At 70.9% G+C, this 17,838-nt stretch carries 15 protein-coding genes; 9 read left to right on the plus strand and 6 right to left on the minus strand.

Annotation, left to right across the window (positions count from 1 at the left end):
• Positions 1 to 46 precede the first annotated feature (46 nt).
• On the minus strand, positions 47 to 337 hold the full coding sequence (groES, locus tag DEW08_RS17455; RefSeq protein WP_109329221.1) for a co-chaperone GroES: 291 nt from the start codon (positions 335 to 337) through the stop codon (positions 47 to 49).
• Positions 338 to 654: 317 nt separating this feature from the next.
• On the opposite strand from groES, the gene DEW08_RS17460 reads away from it, so the two are divergent.
• From DEW08_RS17460 to DEW08_RS17465, 3 genes are all read left to right on the plus strand, one after another.
• The gene (locus DEW08_RS17460) at positions 655 to 918 is read left to right on the plus strand and encodes an usg protein (protein ID WP_109329223.1); all 264 of its coding nucleotides are present in this window, start codon (positions 655 to 657) and stop codon (positions 916 to 918) included.
• Between the two features lie 83 nt (positions 919 to 1,001).
• Positions 1,002 to 1,151 (plus strand): hypothetical protein, encoded by a 150-nt coding sequence (locus tag DEW08_RS31265; RefSeq protein WP_168220385.1) that lies wholly within the window; start codon positions 1,002 to 1,004, stop codon positions 1,149 to 1,151.
• A gap of 140 nt (positions 1,152 to 1,291) precedes the next feature.
• Complete coding sequence (locus tag DEW08_RS17465; protein ID WP_109329225.1) at positions 1,292 to 2,365, plus strand: COX15/CtaA family protein; 1,074 nt, start codon at positions 1,292 to 1,294, stop codon at positions 2,363 to 2,365.
• Between the two features lie 90 nt (positions 2,366 to 2,455).
• Here the strand turns inward: DEW08_RS17465 and DEW08_RS17470 are convergent, their stop codons facing one another.
• From DEW08_RS17470 to DEW08_RS17480, 3 genes are all read right to left on the minus strand, one after another.
• Positions 2,456 to 3,682, minus strand: a complete 1,227-nt coding sequence (locus DEW08_RS17470) for a polyhydroxyalkanoate depolymerase (protein ID WP_109329227.1) — start codon at positions 3,680 to 3,682, stop codon at positions 2,456 to 2,458.
• A 315-nt stretch (positions 3,683 to 3,997) separates the two neighbouring features.
• Positions 3,998 to 4,810: an endonuclease/exonuclease/phosphatase family protein gene (locus tag DEW08_RS17475; protein ID WP_109329229.1), complete on the minus strand. Its 813-nt coding sequence runs from the start codon at positions 4,808 to 4,810 to the stop codon at positions 3,998 to 4,000.
• A complete protein-coding gene (locus DEW08_RS17480) occupies positions 4,807 to 7,008 on the minus strand; it encodes a VTT domain-containing protein (protein ID WP_109329231.1) in 2,202 nt (733 codons plus the stop codon). The genes DEW08_RS17475 and DEW08_RS17480 overlap by 4 nt, the downstream gene beginning before the upstream one ends.
• A 234-nt stretch (positions 7,009 to 7,242) precedes the next feature.
• Between DEW08_RS17480 and DEW08_RS17485 the strand changes: the two genes are divergently transcribed.
• The 3 genes from DEW08_RS17485 to DEW08_RS17495 are packed head-to-tail and all read left to right on the plus strand — an operon-like array spanning position 7,243 to position 10,516.
• Positions 7,243 to 8,052 (plus strand): ABC transporter permease subunit, encoded by an 810-nt coding sequence (locus DEW08_RS17485; RefSeq protein ID WP_168220386.1) that lies wholly within the window; start codon positions 7,243 to 7,245, stop codon positions 8,050 to 8,052.
• A gap of 8 nt (positions 8,053 to 8,060) precedes the next feature.
• A complete protein-coding gene (locus tag DEW08_RS17490; protein WP_109329235.1) occupies positions 8,061 to 8,855 on the plus strand; it encodes an ABC transporter permease subunit in 795 nt (264 codons plus the stop codon).
• Positions 8,852 to 10,516 (plus strand): ABC transporter ATP-binding protein, encoded by a 1,665-nt coding sequence (locus DEW08_RS17495; protein ID WP_245986383.1) that lies wholly within the window; start codon positions 8,852 to 8,854, stop codon positions 10,514 to 10,516. Before DEW08_RS17490 ends, DEW08_RS17495 begins: the two co-directional genes overlap by 4 nt.
• 163 nt (positions 10,517 to 10,679) lie before the next feature.
• Here the strand turns inward: DEW08_RS17495 and DEW08_RS17500 are convergent, their stop codons facing one another.
• Both DEW08_RS17500 and aceA read right to left on the minus strand, forming a co-directional pair.
• Positions 10,680 to 11,243: a DJ-1/PfpI family protein gene (locus tag DEW08_RS17500; protein WP_109329237.1), complete on the minus strand. Its 564-nt coding sequence runs from the start codon at positions 11,241 to 11,243 to the stop codon at positions 10,680 to 10,682.
• Positions 11,244 to 11,806: 563 nt separating this feature from the next.
• Positions 11,807 to 13,084, minus strand: coding sequence for an isocitrate lyase (gene aceA, locus DEW08_RS17505; RefSeq protein WP_109329239.1), 1,278 nt, complete (start codon positions 13,082 to 13,084; stop codon positions 11,807 to 11,809).
• A gap of 273 nt (positions 13,085 to 13,357) precedes the next feature.
• Between aceA and DEW08_RS17510 the strand changes: the two genes are divergently transcribed.
• The 3 genes from DEW08_RS17510 to DEW08_RS17520 all read left to right on the plus strand — a co-directional run bounded on the left by DEW08_RS17510 (position 13,358) and on the right by DEW08_RS17520 (position 17,745).
• Positions 13,358 to 14,800 (plus strand): helix-turn-helix domain-containing protein, encoded by a 1,443-nt coding sequence (locus DEW08_RS17510; protein ID WP_109329948.1) that lies wholly within the window; start codon positions 13,358 to 13,360, stop codon positions 14,798 to 14,800.
• A 179-nt stretch (positions 14,801 to 14,979) separates the two neighbouring features.
• Complete coding sequence (locus DEW08_RS17515) at positions 14,980 to 15,753, plus strand: ferredoxin--NADP reductase (RefSeq protein ID WP_109329241.1); 774 nt, start codon at positions 14,980 to 14,982, stop codon at positions 15,751 to 15,753.
• A 174-nt stretch (positions 15,754 to 15,927) separates the two neighbouring features.
• Positions 15,928 to 17,745: a glycoside hydrolase family 17 protein gene (locus DEW08_RS17520; RefSeq protein WP_109329243.1), complete on the plus strand. Its 1,818-nt coding sequence runs from the start codon at positions 15,928 to 15,930 to the stop codon at positions 17,743 to 17,745.
• Positions 17,746 to 17,838 lie beyond the last annotated feature (93 nt).

The raw sequence follows: 17,838 nt of genomic DNA on the forward strand, positions 1-17,838 counted from the left end.
TCGATTCCTCTGAGTATCGTTTCAACGAGCGCGATTGGGCGGAGACTTAAGCCTCGATGACGCCCATGATGTCGGATTCCTTCATGATCAGGAAATCCTCGCCCTCGATCTTCACTTCCGTGCCCGACCACTTGCCGAACAGGATCCGGTCGCCGGCCTTGACGTCGAGCGCCACGACCTTGCCGCTCTCGTCACGGGCGCCCGGGCCCACCGCGATGACCTGACCCTCCTGGGGCTTCTCCTTCGCGGTGTCGGGGATGATGATCCCGCCCTTGGTCTTGGTGTCGGACTCCAGACGCTTGACGACGACGCGGTCGTGCAGCGGACGGAACTTCATGGGAATGCCTCCTCGAAAGGCTTGCTGCGTTGAATGTGCATGCCGGGTGCGGGTGGTGTTAGCACTCTTCCCCGGTGAGTGCCAGACAGCTAGTCGAACGGCTTTTGGGATTCAAGAGCCCAGACGCGCATTTCGCGCGTCCTTGTGGCAGCACTCGGGCCGTTATGCTGCTAACATGCTGATATGGAACGATATTTACCGTTGCGCGTTATCCGGCGGACGGCAAGATTTCTTCAAACGGTCATGACCGAAACCGGTTCAGGGAGCACCGGACACCACCAGCCGATCCCCCACCCGACCATCCTGGGAGACAGCGCATGGCCAATCTGGGACTTCAACTGCGCAACTACCGCCTGACGACGGCGGAGATCCTCTATCACATGCCGGACCACCCGACCCTGCTGCAGAGCTTCCTCTGGCAGGACCTCGACCTGGCCCCCGACTACCCGGTGCTGCGCAGGTTCCTGGACTATTGGCAGGCCAACCTGGACGGCAAGCTGCACTCGGTCAAGCTGGCGACGCAGACGCTGATCACGCCGGGCGAGCTGCGGTACGCCGCGGCGGACTTCCGCCTGCAGTGAACCGCATACCCCTGTGATCCCCGTCACAGCGGCCCCCTGCGGAATTTGCGAAAATTTTAGCGGATTCCGGAGGGGAGGCTGCGATGGACGAATGGAACGACGATGAAGGGCATCCTTGGGACCGCCTGTGGGTGACCGAGACGGTGGTCGAGATCACCACCATCCTCGGCCTGTTCGCCATGCTCTTCGCCCTGTTCTTCCTCGCCGGCGCGCTGCAGGAGTTCGGGGTGTGACGCGGACGGGCGGCGGGCCCCGGCCTTCCCGCGGACTGCGCGCCCCTCCCGGTCCTCCGTCCCGCCCCGCGGCGGTTTGACGCGGAGCGGATTCCGCCCCACATTGCGGGACGACCGCTCCCATCACCGGACCGCCGCCCGTGACAGCCTTTACGACCGACGCCGCCCCCGCCTCCGCCGGCCCTTCGACCCGTCCGGTGGCGTGGTGGCTCGTCCTGTGTGCCGCGATGGTGCTTGCCATGGCGGTGATCGGCGCCATCACCCGCCTGACCGAGAGCGGGCTGTCCATGGTGGAGTGGAAGCCGCTGATCGGCATCCTGCCGCCGCTGTCGGAGACGGAATGGACCCGCGTCTTCGGCCTCTACCAGCAGACGCCGGAGTTCCGCGTCTACAATTCCTGGATGGGGCTGGAGGACTTCAAGCGGATCTTCTGGTGGGAGTGGTTCCACCGGCTGTGGGGCCAGCTCATCGGCTTCGTCTTCCTGATCCCCTTCCTGCGCTTCTGGATCGCCGGCCGGATCCCGCAGGACCTGTGGCCGAAGCTGGCCGGGCTGTTCCTGCTGGGCGGGCTGCAGGGCGGCATCGGCTGGTTCATGGTGAAGAGCGGGCTGGTCGACCATCCCGAGGTCAGCCACTACCGGCTGGCGCTGCACCTGTCGATGGCGATCCTGATCTATGCGCTGCTGCTGCGCACGGCGCTCGGCCTGTTCGACCCGATGCCGCTCGCCGGCTGGCGGCCCGAGGCGGCCGGGCTGCGGCGCCACGCGCGCCGGGCCCTGGGGCTGGTCGCGCTGACCATCGTCTGGGGCGCCTTCGTCGCCGGCACCCGCGCCGGCTACGCCTACAATACGTTCCCGCTGATGGCGGGCCACTGGATCCCGCCGGAGGTCGGCACCCTCGTGCCCTGGTGGCTCAACCCGGTGGAGAACACCGCCGCCATCCAGCTGATCCACCGCGCGCTGGCCCTGCTGACCGGCTTGGCGGTGCTGGCGCTCGGCCTGCGGGTGGTGCTGGCCCGGCTGCCCGGCCGCGCCACGCAGGCCGGGCTCGCCGCCGCGGCCATGGTGCTGGTGCAGATCGGGCTGGGGATCGCCACGCTGCTGACGGTGGTCTGGATCCCGGTCGCCGCCGCCCATCAGGCGGGGGCCATCCTGGTGGTCTCGACGCTCGTCTGGCTGCTGCACGAGCTGCAGCCGGTGGGGCGGCGGCGCTGAGCGCAGCCTCCGGCCGCTTGAGCGCGGCCGGTCCGGCACGAGAGGGGGAGCGGGGGCGCCGGCCGGGGCGCCCCGCCGCCGCCCGTCCGGTCAGGCCGCGTCGTGCTTGCGGATGAACTCCCGCAGCTGCGGCATGATGGCCTCGCGCCACTTGCGGCCGTTGAAGATGCCGTAGTGGCCGACGCCCTTCTGGAAGTGCCGCCCGCGCATCTCCTCCGGCAGCGAGGAGCACAGCCGGTGCGCCGCGATGGTCTGGCCGGGGGCGGAGATGTCGTCCAGCTCGCCCTCGACGGTCATCAGCGCGGTCCTGCGGATGGCCGACGGCTCGATCCGGCGGCCGCGCGACTGCATGGTGCCGTTGGCCAGCGCATGCTTCTGGAACACCGTCTCGATGGTCTGCAGGTAGAATTCCGCCGACAGGTCCATCACCGACAGATACTCGTCGTAGAAGCGGCGGTGCTGCTCGGCGGAATCGCCGTCGCCGCGGACGAGGTGGCGGAACAGGCCGAGATGCTCGCCGATATGCCGGTCGAGATGCATCGACATGAAGCCGGAGAGCTGGATGAAGCCCGGATAGACCCGCCGGAAGGCGCCGGGATAATAGACCGGGACGGTGGTGATCACCGACCGCTCGAACCACTTCAGCGGCCGTTCGGCGGCCAGCTTCACCGGCACGGTCGGGTTCGCCATCGGATCGATCGGGCCGCCCATCAGCGTCATGCTGCGCGGCTGCACCGGATCGTCCGCCGCCGCCATCAGCGACACCGCGGCCAGCACCGGCACCGCCGGCTGGCACACCGCGATGACGTGGGTCTGCGGGCCGAGGAAGCGGATCAGGTCGGCGACCGTGTCGATGTAGTCGTCGAGGTCGAAGGGGCCTTTCGCCAGCGGCACCAGCCGGGCGTCGATCCAGTCGGTGATGAACACGTCATGGTCGGCCAGCAGAGCCTCCACCGTGCCGCGCAGCAGCGTGGCGTGGTGCCCGGACATCGGGGCGACCAGCAGGACCCGCGGCTGGGCCGGCGTCCCCTCCGGCTTGGCGAAGTGCAGCAGGTGGCAGAACGGCGTCTCGGCGACGATCCTCTCGGTGATGGCGACCGTCTGCCCCTGGACGGTCGTCTCCTTCAGCCCGAAATCCGGCTTGGCGAAGCGCCGGGTCGTCCGTTCGACCAGCTCCGCCCCGGCGGCGACCGCGCGGCCGAGCTTGGTGTAGGACAGCGGAACGAAGGGGTTCTGGAATGCGTGCTGGGCGGCCTCCGCCCACAGGCGCATCGGCCGCATCGCCGCGTGATGCATGTCATACAGGTGGTAAAGCAACGTCCGTCCTCATATCCCGTGTTTCCGGCCCTGCCCGCCCGGGCCGCCCCATTGATCGTATGACCAACCATAACCTTCGTTGGCCTCTTTGGGATAGGTCAATCTATCGCACCCCCGGCGCAAGACTCTGTTGTTCCTGTAACAATCCGCGGCCCCAACTCTCCCCGGAGAAAACGCAGCGCTCTCGGGTAACGCATAGACCGGACGGACAGGGGACGGCGGCCGGACCGGCTCCGGCCGGTGCCGCCCTGGGGATTCCGGATGACCGCCGCCGGTCCGGGGAACCGGCGGAGTCACGCCCAAACTATTGATATATCAGGGAACCGCGATGGTGGCGCGGACCGGCAGATGGTCCGAGGCGCGGCGGGTCAGCACGGTCCGGATGACCTCGTAGGAGGGGATCGCCGCCCCGCCCGACACATAGATGCGGTCGAGCCGCAGGGTCGGCATGCGGGCGTGGAAGCTGCGCGGATTGGCCACGTCGGCGAAGGAATCCGCCAGCCGCTTCAGCCGCGGCGAGGTCGGCGTCCATTCGTTGAGGTCGCCCATGAAGACGGTGGGCAGGTCCGGCTGCCGGGCCACCCGCGACAGAATGTCGCCGACCTGCTTCGCCCGCTCCCACGGATCGAGGCCGAGATGGGCGACGATCACGCGCAGCGGCCGTCCCTGCACCTCCACCACCGCGTCGATGGCGCCGCGCGGTTCCCGCCGGCCGACGCTGAGGTCGATGGGGGTGACGGAGCGCACCGGCAGGCGGGTCAGCAGCGCGTTGCCGTAATGCGCCCGCTCGCTGTGCTTGGTCGGGCCGGCGAGCGCCGTCAGACCGGTCGCCCTCTCCAGGAAGGCGAACTGGTCGAGCCCGGCCTCGCCGCGGTGATGCCAGCCGACCTCCTGCAGGCCGATCAGGTCGACGTCCAGGTCGCGGATCACCTGGGCGATGCGGTCCGGCGCGAAGCGGGCGTCGAGCCCGACGCAGCTGTGGATGTTCCAGGTCGCCAGCCGCAGCGACGCCATCCCGTCCGGCACCGCCCCCTGGCGGACATCGACGCGGCTGCGGCGGCGCCTTGCGCGGGCACTGCGCAACGCGGCGGCGATGCGCTCGACACGGTCCCGGCTGAAACGGATCACGATTCCTCCTGCCCCCTGCCCTCGCCAGAGAGCCGGCCCATCAGCCGGCCGGCGAGCCATCCCAACCCTACCGCCGCCGCGGCGACCAGCACCAGCAGCCCGATGTCGCTCCACCCCGGCGAGGTCAGCGTACGCTCAAGCTGGTGCCCGAGGATGCTGAAGGCAAGCGTTCCCGGTGCAAGTCCGACCAGCGTGCCGAGCACGAAGTCGCCGAACCGCACATGCGAGGCGCCGGCCACCATGTTCACCACGGTGAAGGGCGCCACCGGCACGGCGCGGACGCTGGCGACCGCGAAGACACCGCGGCGCGCCAGCCGGCGGCTCAGCCGGTCGATCAGGACGCCGCCCTGCCGCTCGATCGTCCGCCGGCCGGCCAGCCGGCCGATCCAGAAGCCGGCCACCGCCGAGGCCAGCGCCCCCGCCATGGCGGTGGAGAAGCCCCACACCGGCCCCAGCGCGATGGCGGTGGCCGCCACCATCAGCGTCAGCGGGAACATCAGCAGCCCGCCCGCCACATAGGCGAGGATCAGCCACAGCGGGCCGAGCGGTGTTTCGCGCAGGCCGTGGACGGCGTCGAGCGCGCCGTCCAGCGTCGCCCAGCCGCTGAGCCCGGTGTGCCGCCACACCGCCCACAGCCCGGCGAGCAGCAGCAGGGCGCCGGCCGCCGCGAACCAGACGCGCATGCGCGGAATGCGCGAGGGCAGCACCCGCCGCACGATCCCCACCGCGTCGACCGGCCGTTCGGGATCGAACACGCCGGCCTCGGCCACGGCGGAGGCGAGCAGCCCCGGCTCCGGCTCGACATGCAGCTCCAGCGTGCGCCCCTCGGGCGTGTTCAGGTTCTCGATGCAGCGGATCAGCGAACCGGTGCGGCGGATCTCGGCGGTCACCCGTTCCCGCGGGACGCCCAGATGCTCGGCGATCAGGTCGTCGCGGGTGCGGGCGATGGCCTTGCGGACCTCCGCCCCCTCCGGCCCCGGCGGCGCCTCCAGCGCCAGGTCGCACTCGGTGTCGAGCCCCATCGAGCGGTTGTTGAGGTTCGCGGAGCCGATGCGCAGCAGCCGGTCGTCCACCACCATGACCTTCGAATGGACGGTGATGCAGGCGCCGTCGTCGGTCCTGGCGACATAGAGGCCGAAGCGGCCGTGGCGGTCGGCCTCGCGCAGTTCCCGGGTGATGCGGGCGCGGGCGCCCAGCATGACGGTGTTCTCCAGCCAGCTCGTGGTGCGCACCGGGTTGACCACCACCACCTCCGGCCCGTCCTCCTCGGCGAGGCGGGCCTTCAGCGCCCCGGCCACCGCGTCGGAGGCGAAATACTGGCTTTCCATGTAGATGGAGCGCCTCGCCCGGGCGATGGCCTCCAGGTAGAGGGCCTCGACCTCGCGCACCTCGTCCCGGCCGCTGCAGGCGGGATCGGTGCGGGAGATGCCGATGCGCACGTCACGCAGCAGCGGCTCCAGCCCCGGCGGCCAGGGATCGTCCGGCACCGGGTGCGGCGAGGCCAGCGCCTCGCCGGTCGCGCGGGCCCAGCGGGCGCGGAACAGGTCGCCCAGCGCCCGCGCCGCCTCGCCGTCCACCGCCATCATCACGTCGTGGAAGGGCTCGTAGCGCTTGCCGTCGGGCTGGCGGCGCAGCCGCTCGTGCGCGCGGTGGGCGCGGGTGTCCCAGCGGTTGGCCGTGATGTCCAGCCCGCCGCAGAAGGCCAGCGCGTCGTCGATCACCACGATCTTCTGGTGATGGCAGGCCCCGGTCGGATGGTCGCCGTCCAGCCGGTAATGCACCCGGCGGTGGGACAGCCAGTTGCGCAGCATGAAGGGGTGCGACCAGCGGGCCAGGTCGAACAGCTCCGCATAGTCCCACTTCAGCACATGGACCGACAGCTCCGGCCGGGTCGTCGCCACCCAGTTCAGCAGGTTGCCCAGCCGGTCGGGCCGGCGCGGCCGGCGGCTCTGCGGCATCAGCCGGACGCGGGCGTCGAAATCCCAGGCGGCGATGTAGATGCTGCGCCGCGCCCGCCGCATCGCCGCCTTCACCGTCGCGAAGTAATTCTCGGCATCGACGATCACGCCCATCCGCCGGGCGCCCTCGATCCGCCAGCAGGTCCGGCCGGGCTCCAGGATCGGCGGCAGGACGGAGGCCGGCCCCGGCTCCGGGTCGGAGGGGACGAAACGCAGCGGATCGGGCGACGGTACGAGCATGGGGTCCCGGATCGTTGAGGCCAGTCTCGGCAACGGCCAGTCTTAGCAACAGATGGTGTCGGTTCTGCCGTCCGGCTGCCTCGACTTCCGGCGAAATATCGTTGCCCTGCGGGTCCCGGAATGCGTACCGTCGAACTCATACGCCCGGTGGCACCCGATCGGTCGCGGCCATCATCCTGCCGCACCATCCTGCCAGCTTCGTCGAGAGTTTCCGTCGCAGGTCCCCGCTTCGCCATGCCGCGCCCGGTCCTTACCAGCCTGATCCCCGTTGCCGCCACGGCCCTGCTGCCCGTCGCGGCGGCGGTCGCGGTCGCGCTGGCGATCGACCCGGACTGGGCGGAGACGGCGGTGCGCACCGCCTCCGGGCTGCTGGTGACGGCGGTGCTGGCCGTGCCCGCCCTGGTGATGGGGACGGTGCTGGGCACGCTGGTCGGGCTGCATGCCGGGCTGCGCCGCCCCTCGGCCGCCGGCTTCACCGGCCTTCTGCTGGGCTGGCTGGCCCCGGCCCTGCCGGGCTTCCTGATCGCCGCGGCGGCGCTGGCGCTGGTCAATGAACTGGGGGGCGAACCGGGGGGCGGACTGGCGGGCGGGGCGCTCGGCGGCGGAACCGCGCTGGCGCTCGGCTGGCTGGTACTGGCCCTGCCGGCGGCCTGCCAGGCGGCCCGGCTGGCCGGCCCGGCGATGGACGCGGCGCTGGACAGCGGGCCGGTGCGCATGGCCGAAGGCTTCGGCTATGGACCGCGCGAAATCCTGTGGCACCACGCGGCCCCGCTGGCGCTCGCCCCGGTGGCGGGCGGGCTCGGCACCGCCATCCTCGCCCTGCTGGCGGGGGCCGCCGCGGTGGAGAGCCTGTTCGGCCTGCCCGGTGCCGGCGCGCTGCTGGTCGAGGCGTCGCGCCAGGGGGAGACGGCGGCCGGGCTGCTGGCCTTCGCCATGCTGTCGGGCCTGTCGGCCCTGCTGCGCGCCGGGGCGCGGGGCCTGCAGCGCCGGCTCGATCCACGGCCCGCCGATCCCCGCCCGGCCGACCTGCGGGCAGGAGGCTGAGGCGCGTCATGCCGGTCCCCGCCCTCTCCCCCGAACCGCCGCAGAGCGCCCTGCACCGGCTGGCGACCAACCGCCGGGCATCGGCCGGGCTGGTGCTGCTCGCCGCCATGGCGCTGGCCGCGCTGGCCGCCCCGCTGCTGCCGAGCGGCCTGCCGAACTGGGCAGCCGAGCAGCCGGCCAACGACCCGGTGGTCGCCACGCTGGTGGAGGCGCGCGGCAGCCTGTCCTTCGCCCTGCTGGCCGGACTGCTGGGGGCGGCTGTCGGCATCGGCTGGGCGGTGCTGGCGGTCTTCCTCGGCCGTCAGGCCGAGCGGTCGATGATGCGGCTGGCGGAACGGCTGGCCGGCACGCCGCTGGTCCTCGCCGTGCTGCTGCTGTCCGGCCTGTCGGACCGCAGCGCGGTCGTGCTGTCCCTGGCCGTGGCGCTCAGCACCGCCCCGGTCGTCGCCGGCATGGCGCAGGCCGAACTGCGCGCGCTGATGCGCCGCGAGTTCCTGGTGGCGGCCCGCGCCAACGGGCTGGACGAGCAGACGGTCTTCCGCCGCCACCTGCTGCCCAACGCGCTGTGGTCGCTGGCCGCGGCAGGCTGGCTTGCCCTGCCCCGCGCGCTGGCGGCCGAGTGTTTCGCCAGCCTGCTCGGCCTCGGCCTGCAGCAGGGGGGAAGCTGGGGCGGCGCCGTCGCCGCGGCGCTGGAACGCGGCGATGCCGTGGCCGCGCTGCTGCCGGTGGTCCTGCTGGCCGCCACCCTGTGGGCGCTGGGGGCGGTCGGCGACGGGCTGCGCGCCGCGGGGAAGGTGCCGTGACCATCCCTGCGGTGAAGGGCCTGTCGGTGGAGGGACTGACGCTGAGCGATGGCGACCGCATGCTGGTCGACCGCGCCGGCCTGACGCTGCGGCCGGGCGAGGTCGTGGCGGTGACCGGCGGCCCCGGCGCCGGCAAGAGCCTGCTGCTGCGCGCGCTGGCCGGGCTGCCGCTTGGCGGGCTGCGGATCTCCGGCACCGTGGAGGGGCACGGGCGGCGCATCCTGGTGGCGCAGGACGGATTGCTGGCGCCCAACCGGACGCTGGCGGCGCAGGCGGCGACGCTGCTGCGCCATCATCTGCGGCTGCCCCCGCAGCAGGCGGTACAGCGGCTGTCCGACGCGCTCGACCGGCTGGGCGCGCCGGCGGCCGGCCGGCGGTTCGATGCCTTTCCCCACGAGCTGAGCGACCTGCGGCGCTGGCGCGCCGTGCTGGCGCTCGCCCTGGCGGCGGAGCCGGCCGTCCTGCTCGCCGACGCGCCGGGGGCCGGGCTCGACGGCACGGTGCGGGCGCGGCTGCTGGGACTGCTGGCGGAGCGGGCGCGGGCGGCGGGGATCGCGCTGGTCCTCACCGCGCGGCCGGAGGACGGGCTGGACGGGCTGGCCGACCGGCATCTGGCATTCGAGCGCGGGCGGCTGGTGCCCGCCGCGAAACCGGAGGCGGGGCCGGACGCGGCCGGGGAGACGGCGGAGCGGAATGCGGAGCAGGACGCCGGAAGGCCTGGGACGGGTCCCGGCCTGCTGTCGGTGCGCGGGCTCGGCCTCTCCTTCCCGCTGGTTCCGGGGCGGTCGCTGACCGTGCTGCGGGACGTCTCCTTCACGCTGGCCGCGGGGGAGACGGTGGCCCTGCTCGGCGAGAGCGGCAGCGGCAAGTCCATGGTGACCCGCACCGTCCTGGCCCTGATCCCGCCGGACGCCGGGCAGGTGACCTGGCGGGGCCGCGACATCGCCGCCGCCGATGCCGACGGGCTGCGCCGCATCCGCCGCGACGTCACCGTCCTGTTCCCCCACCCGGCCGCCGCCCTCGACCCGGCGATGAGCGTGGGGGCGCAGATGGCCGAGACGCTGGAGCAGCTCCGTCCCGACATCCCGGAGGAGCGGCACGGGCGCCGCATCGCCGACGCGCTCGGCCTGGCCGGGCTGCCGGGCGACGTCGCCGCCCGCCTGCCCGCCACGCTGGACGCCGAGGAGGCGGCCCGCGTCGGGCTGGCCCGCGCCCTGCTGCCGGAGCCGCGCGCCCTGGTCTGCGACGAGCCGGCCGCCAGCCTGTCCGGGGAGGTGCGGCGGCGCTTCGTCGCCGATCTGCTGCGCCTGCGCGACGAGCGGCGGCTCGCCCTGCTGCTGGCGGCGCAGGACGCCGGCGAGGCGCTGCGCATCGCCGACCGGGCTCTGGTGCTGATGATGGGCCGCGTGATCGAGGAGGGCGGCTCCGCCGCGCTGCTGCGCGACGCCCGCCATCCCTACACCCGCGCGCTGATCGCCGCCTCAGCCGGCCGCAAGCCGGACCTCGACGGCGAGGCCCCCGCCCCGCTGCGTCCGCCGAGCGGCTGCCCCCTGCGCCTGCGCTGCCCGAAGGCGCGGGGCTTCTGCGGCCAGGAGGTGCCGGCGCTGGAGGAGGTCGCGCCGGGGCACCGGGTGGCCTGCCATTACTGGGACGTCGCGTAGCGGCGCCCGTGGCACCGCCCCGGCGTGGGACCATGGCCGCCCCGGAAGCGGGACTCCCCGGAAGAGAAACGATCCCGAAACGCAGAACGGCCGCATCCGGATCCGCGGAAGGCGGGATCCGGATGCGGCCGCAGACCGGCTCGCAGGACCGCTCGGAAAAGCCTCAGGCGGCCTTGCGCATCTGGGCGGCGTCGGTGAACAGCTTGACGACCTGCTCGACGAAGGCCGGCAGCTCGTCATGGCCGAGCGCCGTGACGGTGATCGGATCGACCACCAGCGGATCGTCGCTGATGATGGCGCCGGCGGCGGTCAGCGCCTCGCGGTAGGCTTCCGGCGCGGCCAGGGTGCGCTTGCGCAGCTTGCCCGGGATGGCCAGGAGCTGGATGCCGTGGTCGATCGCGGCGATCGGCTTGCGGGCGTCCAGGAAGTGGCCGACGATGCGGCGGGTGTGGGCGGACTGCTGCAGCTTGGCAATGCTGCGCTCGCCACCCGGCAGGATCAGCATGTCGTAGTCGGCGCCGAGAACTTCGCCGAGCAGCTTGTCCACCGGGAAGTAATGGCCCCAGGACTTGCCGTGCCAGCCGTTGACCAGACCGGTTTCGGTCGAAATCGTGTGCAGCTTGGCACCGGTCTTGAGGAGGGCACGCTGCGGCTCGGTCATCTCCAGCTCTTCGAAGCCGTTGGAGACGAGAATGGCAATCGACTTTCCTGCGAGCGGTTGATCCATACGTTTTCTTCCTTTCGTCCTGGCGATCAGCAGGCGCGGCATGTCCAAGCGACGACGGTCGATCGACGACACCGGGCAAGACTCGAACGGCAACGGCCGCGCAGGGGATGCGCGGCGGCCGGACCCGCCACCGGTCCCCGGAATGGGGAAGCCGGCGCGTGGAGCCGTCAGGCCCCTGATCGTTTTGTTGTGAGCATGGAACACAAGTGGCCTTGATCCGATCCCAAGTCAATGACGGATTCCGCGGCGCGGCGTAGGCCGGACGCCGGATCCGCCGGGGCGGGTGCCGCCCGGACCGGACGGTTTTCCCGCTCCGCTCAAGACTTTTGGGCCAATTTCCCGCGTCCGGGGGACAACCACGGCTAGGTGCGGCGCAAGGCAGCCATACCATTAGGGCGTGGCTGGCCGCCGCCCTTTCACGGCCGGGATACGTCTTCTGCACCCGGACCGCCGCCCGTCGCGGCGAAAAAAAGCGGCCGGGGTGGAGGCCCCGGCCGTTTCGAGTCAAAGCATCAGCCGTTCAGAGAGATCCGGCTCGCACACCGGATCCCATGCGGACCAGATCAATGGAACTGGTCGGCCTCGGTGCTGTCCTTGTACGCGGTGGTCGACGAGGTGCCGCCGGAAACCGCCGTGGCGACCGCGTCGAAGTAGCCGGTGCCGACCTCGCGCTGGTGCTTGGTCGCGGTGTAGCCCAGCTTCTCGGCCGCGAACTCGGCCTGCTGCAGCTCGGAGTAGGCCGCCATGCCGCGCTCGGCGTAGCCCTTCGCCAGCATGAAGGCCGAGTAGTTCAGCGAGTGGAAGCCCGCCAGGGTGACGAACTGGAACTTGTAGCCCATGGCGCCCAGCTCGCGCTGGTACTTGGCGATGGTGTCGTCGTCCAGGTTGGCCTTCCAGTTGAAGGACGGCGAGCAGTTGTAGGCCAGCAGCTTGTTCGGGAACTCCTTGCGGATGGCCTCGGCGAACTTGCGGGCGTCGTCGAGGTTCGGCTTGGAGGTCTCCCACCACAGCAGGTCGGAGTAGGGCGCGTAGGCCAGGCCGCGGGCGATGCAGTGGTCGACGCCCATGCCCTTCTTCAGGCGGTAGAAGCCCTCGGTGGTGCGGCCGCTGTCGAAGTCGATGAAGGGATGGTCGCGCTCGTCGATGTCCGAGGTGATGAGCTGCGCCGACTCGGCGTCGGTGCGGGCGATCACCAGGGTCGAGGTGCCGCAGACGTCCGCGCCCATGCGGGCGGCGTTCAGCGTGCGGATGTGCTGCTGGGTCGGGATCAGCACCTTGCCGCCGAGGTGGCCGCACTTCTTCTCCGACGCGAGCTGGTCCTCGAAGTGGACGCCCGCCGCGCCGGCCTTGATCATGGCCTTCATCAGCTCGAAGGCGTTCAGCGGACCGCCGAAGCCGGCCTCGGCGTCGGCGACGATCGGGGCGAACCAGTAGGTGCTGTCGTCACCCTCGGCGTGGTGGATCTCGTCGGCGCGCTTGAAGGCGTTGTTGATGCGCTCGACCACCGCCGGGACCGAGTTGGCCGGGTACAGGCTCTGGTCCGGATACATCTGGCCGGCCAGGTTGGCGTCGCCGGCGACCTGCCAGCCCGACAGGTAGATGGCCTTCAGGCCGGCCTTCACCGCCTGCATCGCCTGGTTGCCGGTCAGGGCACCCAGCGTGTTGATGTAGGGCTCGGTGTTCAGCAGCTCCCACAGGCGCTGGGCGCCCATCTCGGCCAGCGTGTACTCGATCTTGACCGAGCCGCTCAGGCGCTTGACATCATCCATGGTGTAGTCGCGCTTGATGCCCTCGTAACGGGCGGCGCGGAGGGCGGCCTTGGTCTTCTCGTCGAGCGCCATGTGATGTTCCTTCTCGTCCGTATCGCGTCCGCCGGGTCCGATGTGCCTGCCCGGACCGGCGTTGCGGGGGTCTTGGTCGGTTCGCAGCCCTTTACAGCGCTGCCTTGTCACGAGAGTTACTTGCGGCCTGGACGCGTTGCAATAAGTCGTTGTTTGTAAAAAGGTCATCTTGTAAACTGCCGTCAGAAAACTCCTGTAAATCCGTAAAGCTTGTAAATCCCGGACCCTGCCCCCGGGCTCTCTGCAGAAGGCGCGCGACCGATGGCGACGGCGATGGACAAGAAGGCGATGCTGGGCCCCAAGGTCCGGCGCCTGCGCCGCGACCAGGGGCTGACCCAGGCCCAGATGGCCGAGCAGCTCGGCATCTCGCCCAGCTACCTGAACCTGATCGAGCACAACCAGCGGCCGGTGACCGTCCCGCTCCTGCTGAAGCTGGGCCAGCAGTTCGGCGTCGACCTCCAGTCCTTCGCCGAGGATGACGAGAGCCGGCTGGTCGCCGGCCTGCGCGAGGTGTTCGCCGACCAGATCTTCGACGGCTCCGACATCAAGAACCAGGACTTCCGCGAGCTGGCGGCGGTCGCCCCGACGCTGGGGCAGGCGGTGGTGGCGCTCTACCGCGCCTATCGCGGATCGCGCGACGACCTGCAGGCGCTGGCCGAGCGGGTGGCCGACCGCGAGAAGCTGCATCTGGTGCAGAGCAGCGGCTTTCCGCAGGACGAGGTGCGCGACCTGTTCCAGGCCCACTCCAACCACTTCCCCGAGTTGGAGGCGGCGGCGGAGGCGCTGTGGCAGGACGGCAGGCTGGAGAAGGGCGACCTCTACCGCGGGCTGGCCGACTATCTGCTGAACAACCACTCGGTCCGCGTCCGGCTGCTGCCGTCGGAGGTGATGGGCTATGCCGTGCGCCGCTTCGACCGGCACAGCCGCCGCATCCTGCTGTCGGAGATGCTGGCCCCGTCCGGACGCAACTTCCAGCTCGCCTGCCAGATCGCCCTGCTGCGCCATCGCGAGCTGCTGAACCGGATCGTCGACGACGCCAACCTGTCGGGGGACGAGGCGCGGCGGCTCGCCCGCATCGGGCTCGCCAACTATTTCGCCGCCGCCGTCCTGATGCCCTACGACCGGTTCTGGGAGGCGGCGAACCAAGTTCGTTACGACATCGAAATCCTGCGGCGACGCTTCGACGCCTCCTTCGAGCAGGTGTGCCAGCGGCTGACCACGCTGAACCGGCCGGGGGCGAAGGGCGTGCCCTTCTTCTTCATGAGGGTCGACAGCGCCGGCAATGTGTCCAAGCGCTTTTCCGGCGCCGGCTTCCACTTCGCCCGCTTCGGCGGCGGCTGCCCGCGCTGGATCGTCTACGAGGCCTTCCGCACCCCCGGCAAGGTCCACAGCCAGGTGGCCCGGATGCCGGACGGCACCACCTACTTCTCCATCGCCCGCACCGTCGCCAAGGCCGGCGGCGGCCACCGCAGCCCGCCCCAGCTCTTCGCCATCGCGCTGGGCTGCGACGCACAGCACGCGGCGCAGGTCACCTATGCGGACGGCTTCGACCTCGACAACAACGACGCCGCGACGCCGATCGGGGTGAACTGCCGGCTGTGCCCGCGGCTCGACTGCTCCCAGCGTGCCTTTCCGCCGCTGAATCATCGGCTTATCGTGGACGAGAACCTGCGCGGCCTCTCCCCCTACCTGTTCGCGCCGCCCAGCGCGGAGTGAGGCGGCAATTCCCCTATTTTGCATGATGGGATTGTGATTACCGGCCGACACGCCATTTCATTCGGTAGAAATTCGTGGCCTTCCGTCCGATTCGTTGTTAGGAAAGCGTGCCGCGCCGCAGCACGTCCGGCGGCAGGGCGCTTTCCGCTACCAGGCTCAGCAAGGGTTCCGGGATCTCCATGAGCAACCTCATCAACGAGCGCGTCCTGCGCGTCCACCACTGGACCGACACGCTGTTCAGCTTCACCACCACCCGCGACCCGTCCTTCCGCTTCGAGCCGGGGCAGTTCACCATGATCGGCCTGATGGTCGAGGGGCGCCCGCTGCTGCGCGCCTACAGCCTGGTCAGCGCCCATTACGAGGAGACGCTGGAGTTCTTCAGCATCAAGGTGCAGGACGGCCCGCTGACCTCGCGGCTGCAGTATCTGAAGGAAGGCGACACGCTGCTGGTCAACCGCAAGGCGACCGGCACGCTGGTGGCCAGCAACCTGCTGCCGGGCCGCAACCTGTATCTTCTGTCCACCGGCACCGGCCTCGCCCCCTTCCTGTCGATCATCAAGGATCCGGAGCTGTACGAGAAGTTCGACCGGGTGATCCTGACCCACGGCACCCGCACGGTGGCCGAGCTGGCCTATGACGAGCTGATCCGCACCGCCCTGCCGGAGAACGAGTTCTTCGGCGAGCAGGTGAAGGAAAAGCTGCTCTACTACCCCACCGTCACGCGCGAGCCCTTCCGCAACCAGGGCCGCCTGACCGACCTGATCGAGAACGGCAAGCTGTTCGCCGACCTCGGCCTGCCGGATCTCGATCCGGAGAAGGACCGCGTGATGATCTGCGGCAGCCCGGCCATGCTGGCCGACACCAGCGCGATCATGGACCGCCGCGGCTTCGCCATGGGCCACAACGGCGTCCCCGGCGCCTACGTGATCGAGAAGGCCTTCGTGGAGCGGTAAGTCCATCGGGATGGAATAACCGCCGCCGGGGCGGGTTAACTCCTCGTGACGAAGGCACGTCACTCGATCCTTGACCGACCTTGACGGGCGCGCCTCTGTTGACCGGGGGCGCGCCCTTTTCCGTTTCCGCCCCCTCCTTCCTGCCGGCCCGGCTTTGGTGTAGACATCCCGCCCATGCGACTGCTGACGATCCTCGCCGCGCTCCTGATAGCCGGCCTCGCGAACCTCGCCGTCTGGTCCCTGCCCAACCGGCCGGTGCCGCTGGAGCCGCCGCCCGGCGGCAAGCTGAAGAGCGTGTCCTTCGCGCCCTTCCGCGACGGGCAGAGCCCGCTGACCCAGACCTTCCCCACCACCGCGCAGATCGAGGAGGATCTGGCGGCGCTCGCCCCGCAGGTGGCGGGCATCCGCACCTACACCTCGCTGGAGGGGCTGGAGGCGGTGCCGGAGCTGGCGCGCAGGCACGGGCTGCAGGTCACCATGGGGGCCTGGCTGTCCTCCAAGCCCGACAAGAACGAGAAGGAGATCGCCTCCCTCATCGATCTGGCCAACCGCTATCCGGAAACCATCACCCGCGTCATCGTCGGCAACGAGGTGCTGCTGCGCCGCGAGCTGACGCCGGAGCAGGTCGCCGGCTACATCGACCGGGTCAAGGCGGCGGTCAAGCAGCCGGTCTCCTACGCCGACGTGTGGGAATGGTGGCTGAAATACCCGCAAATCGCCGACCATGTCGACTATCTGACCATCCACCTGCTGCCCTACTGGGAGGATGTGCCGGCCGGCGTCGAGGGGGCGACGGAGCGCATCCGCAACTCCTACCGCATCATCGCCAAGCGCTTCCCGGGCAAGCCGATCCTGGTCGGCGAGACCGGCTGGCCGACCGAGGGCCGGTCGCGCGGCGCCGCCGTTCCGGGACTGGTCAACAAGGCGAAGTTCGTCAACGGCTTCGTCCGGCTCGCCCGACAGGAGGGCTTCGACTACAACGTGATCGAGGCCTTCGACCAGGGCTGGAAGGCCAAGCTGGAGGGAACCGTCGGCGGCCATTGGGGCCTCTACGGCGCCGACCGCGAGGCGAAATTCTCGCTGGCCGGCCCGGTGGTGGAGACGAAGCGCTGGCCGGTGCTGGCCGCGGTGTCGGGCGGGGTCGCCGTCCTGCTGGTGCTGGGCCTGGCGCTGCTGCGGCCGCGGCCGACGGCGCGCGGCTGGTTCGTCCTGATCCTGCTGGCGCAGGCGCTGTCCACCCTCTTCGTCCGCGCCGTCCATGCGGCGATGCACGGCAAGCACTATTGGCAGGACGTGACGCTGTCGGCCGGCATGCTGGGGCTGACCGGCGTGCTGTCGCTCGCCGTTCTGGTGACGGCGCACCGCACGCTCGCCACCGGCGGCCTGGCGCGCGAGCCGCTGGCCGGACTGCGCCGCCCGCGCCCCGCCCTGTCGCTCGTCGAGAAGGCCGGCCGGGTCTGCATGGTCGCGCTGGGGGCGGTGGCGCTGGTCTGGTCGCTGCTGATCGTCTTCGACGGCCGCTACCGCGACTTCCCCAACGTCTATCTGCTGGTCCCGGCGGTCGGGCTGCTGGCGCTCGGCGCCATCCGCGCCGCCCGCCGCCCGCCGGGTGCCGAACCGCGCGACGCGCTGGCCGCCAGCGGCCTGTTCCGCCCGGCCGTGCCGGTCGCCGACCCGCCCGCCGGCAACCTGTGGCAGGCCGCCCGCCGCCTGCCGGTCGAGGCGGTGCTGGGCTTCGGTCTCCTGCTCGGCGCGGTGCTGACGGTGGTCGCCGAGGGCTTCGTCCCGCTGGAGTCGCTGATCTACGGCCAGCTCCCCTTCCTGGAGGCGCTGCACGAGGTCGACTGGACGCTGCCCAACTGGGAGGCGCTGGCCTGGGCCGTCCTGCAGGTCCTGCTCGCCAAGCCCTTCGTCGCCGCCCTGCTGACCGCCCGCGGCCGGGCGCACGCCGGCGCCGGCAGCGGCGCCTGGGTGCGGATGCCGGGAGAGTAGGCCGGCGGGCGGCGGCGTCCGAACAAGAGCATCTGGACAGGACGGGGGCGCTGTGGATTGATTTCCGCAGCGCCCTTTTTCCTGGGCAGCGCC

Origin of the sequence: Azospirillum thermophilum (assembly GCF_003130795.1) — a bacterium.
GTDB lineage: Bacteria > Pseudomonadota > Alphaproteobacteria > Azospirillales > Azospirillaceae > Azospirillum > Azospirillum thermophilum.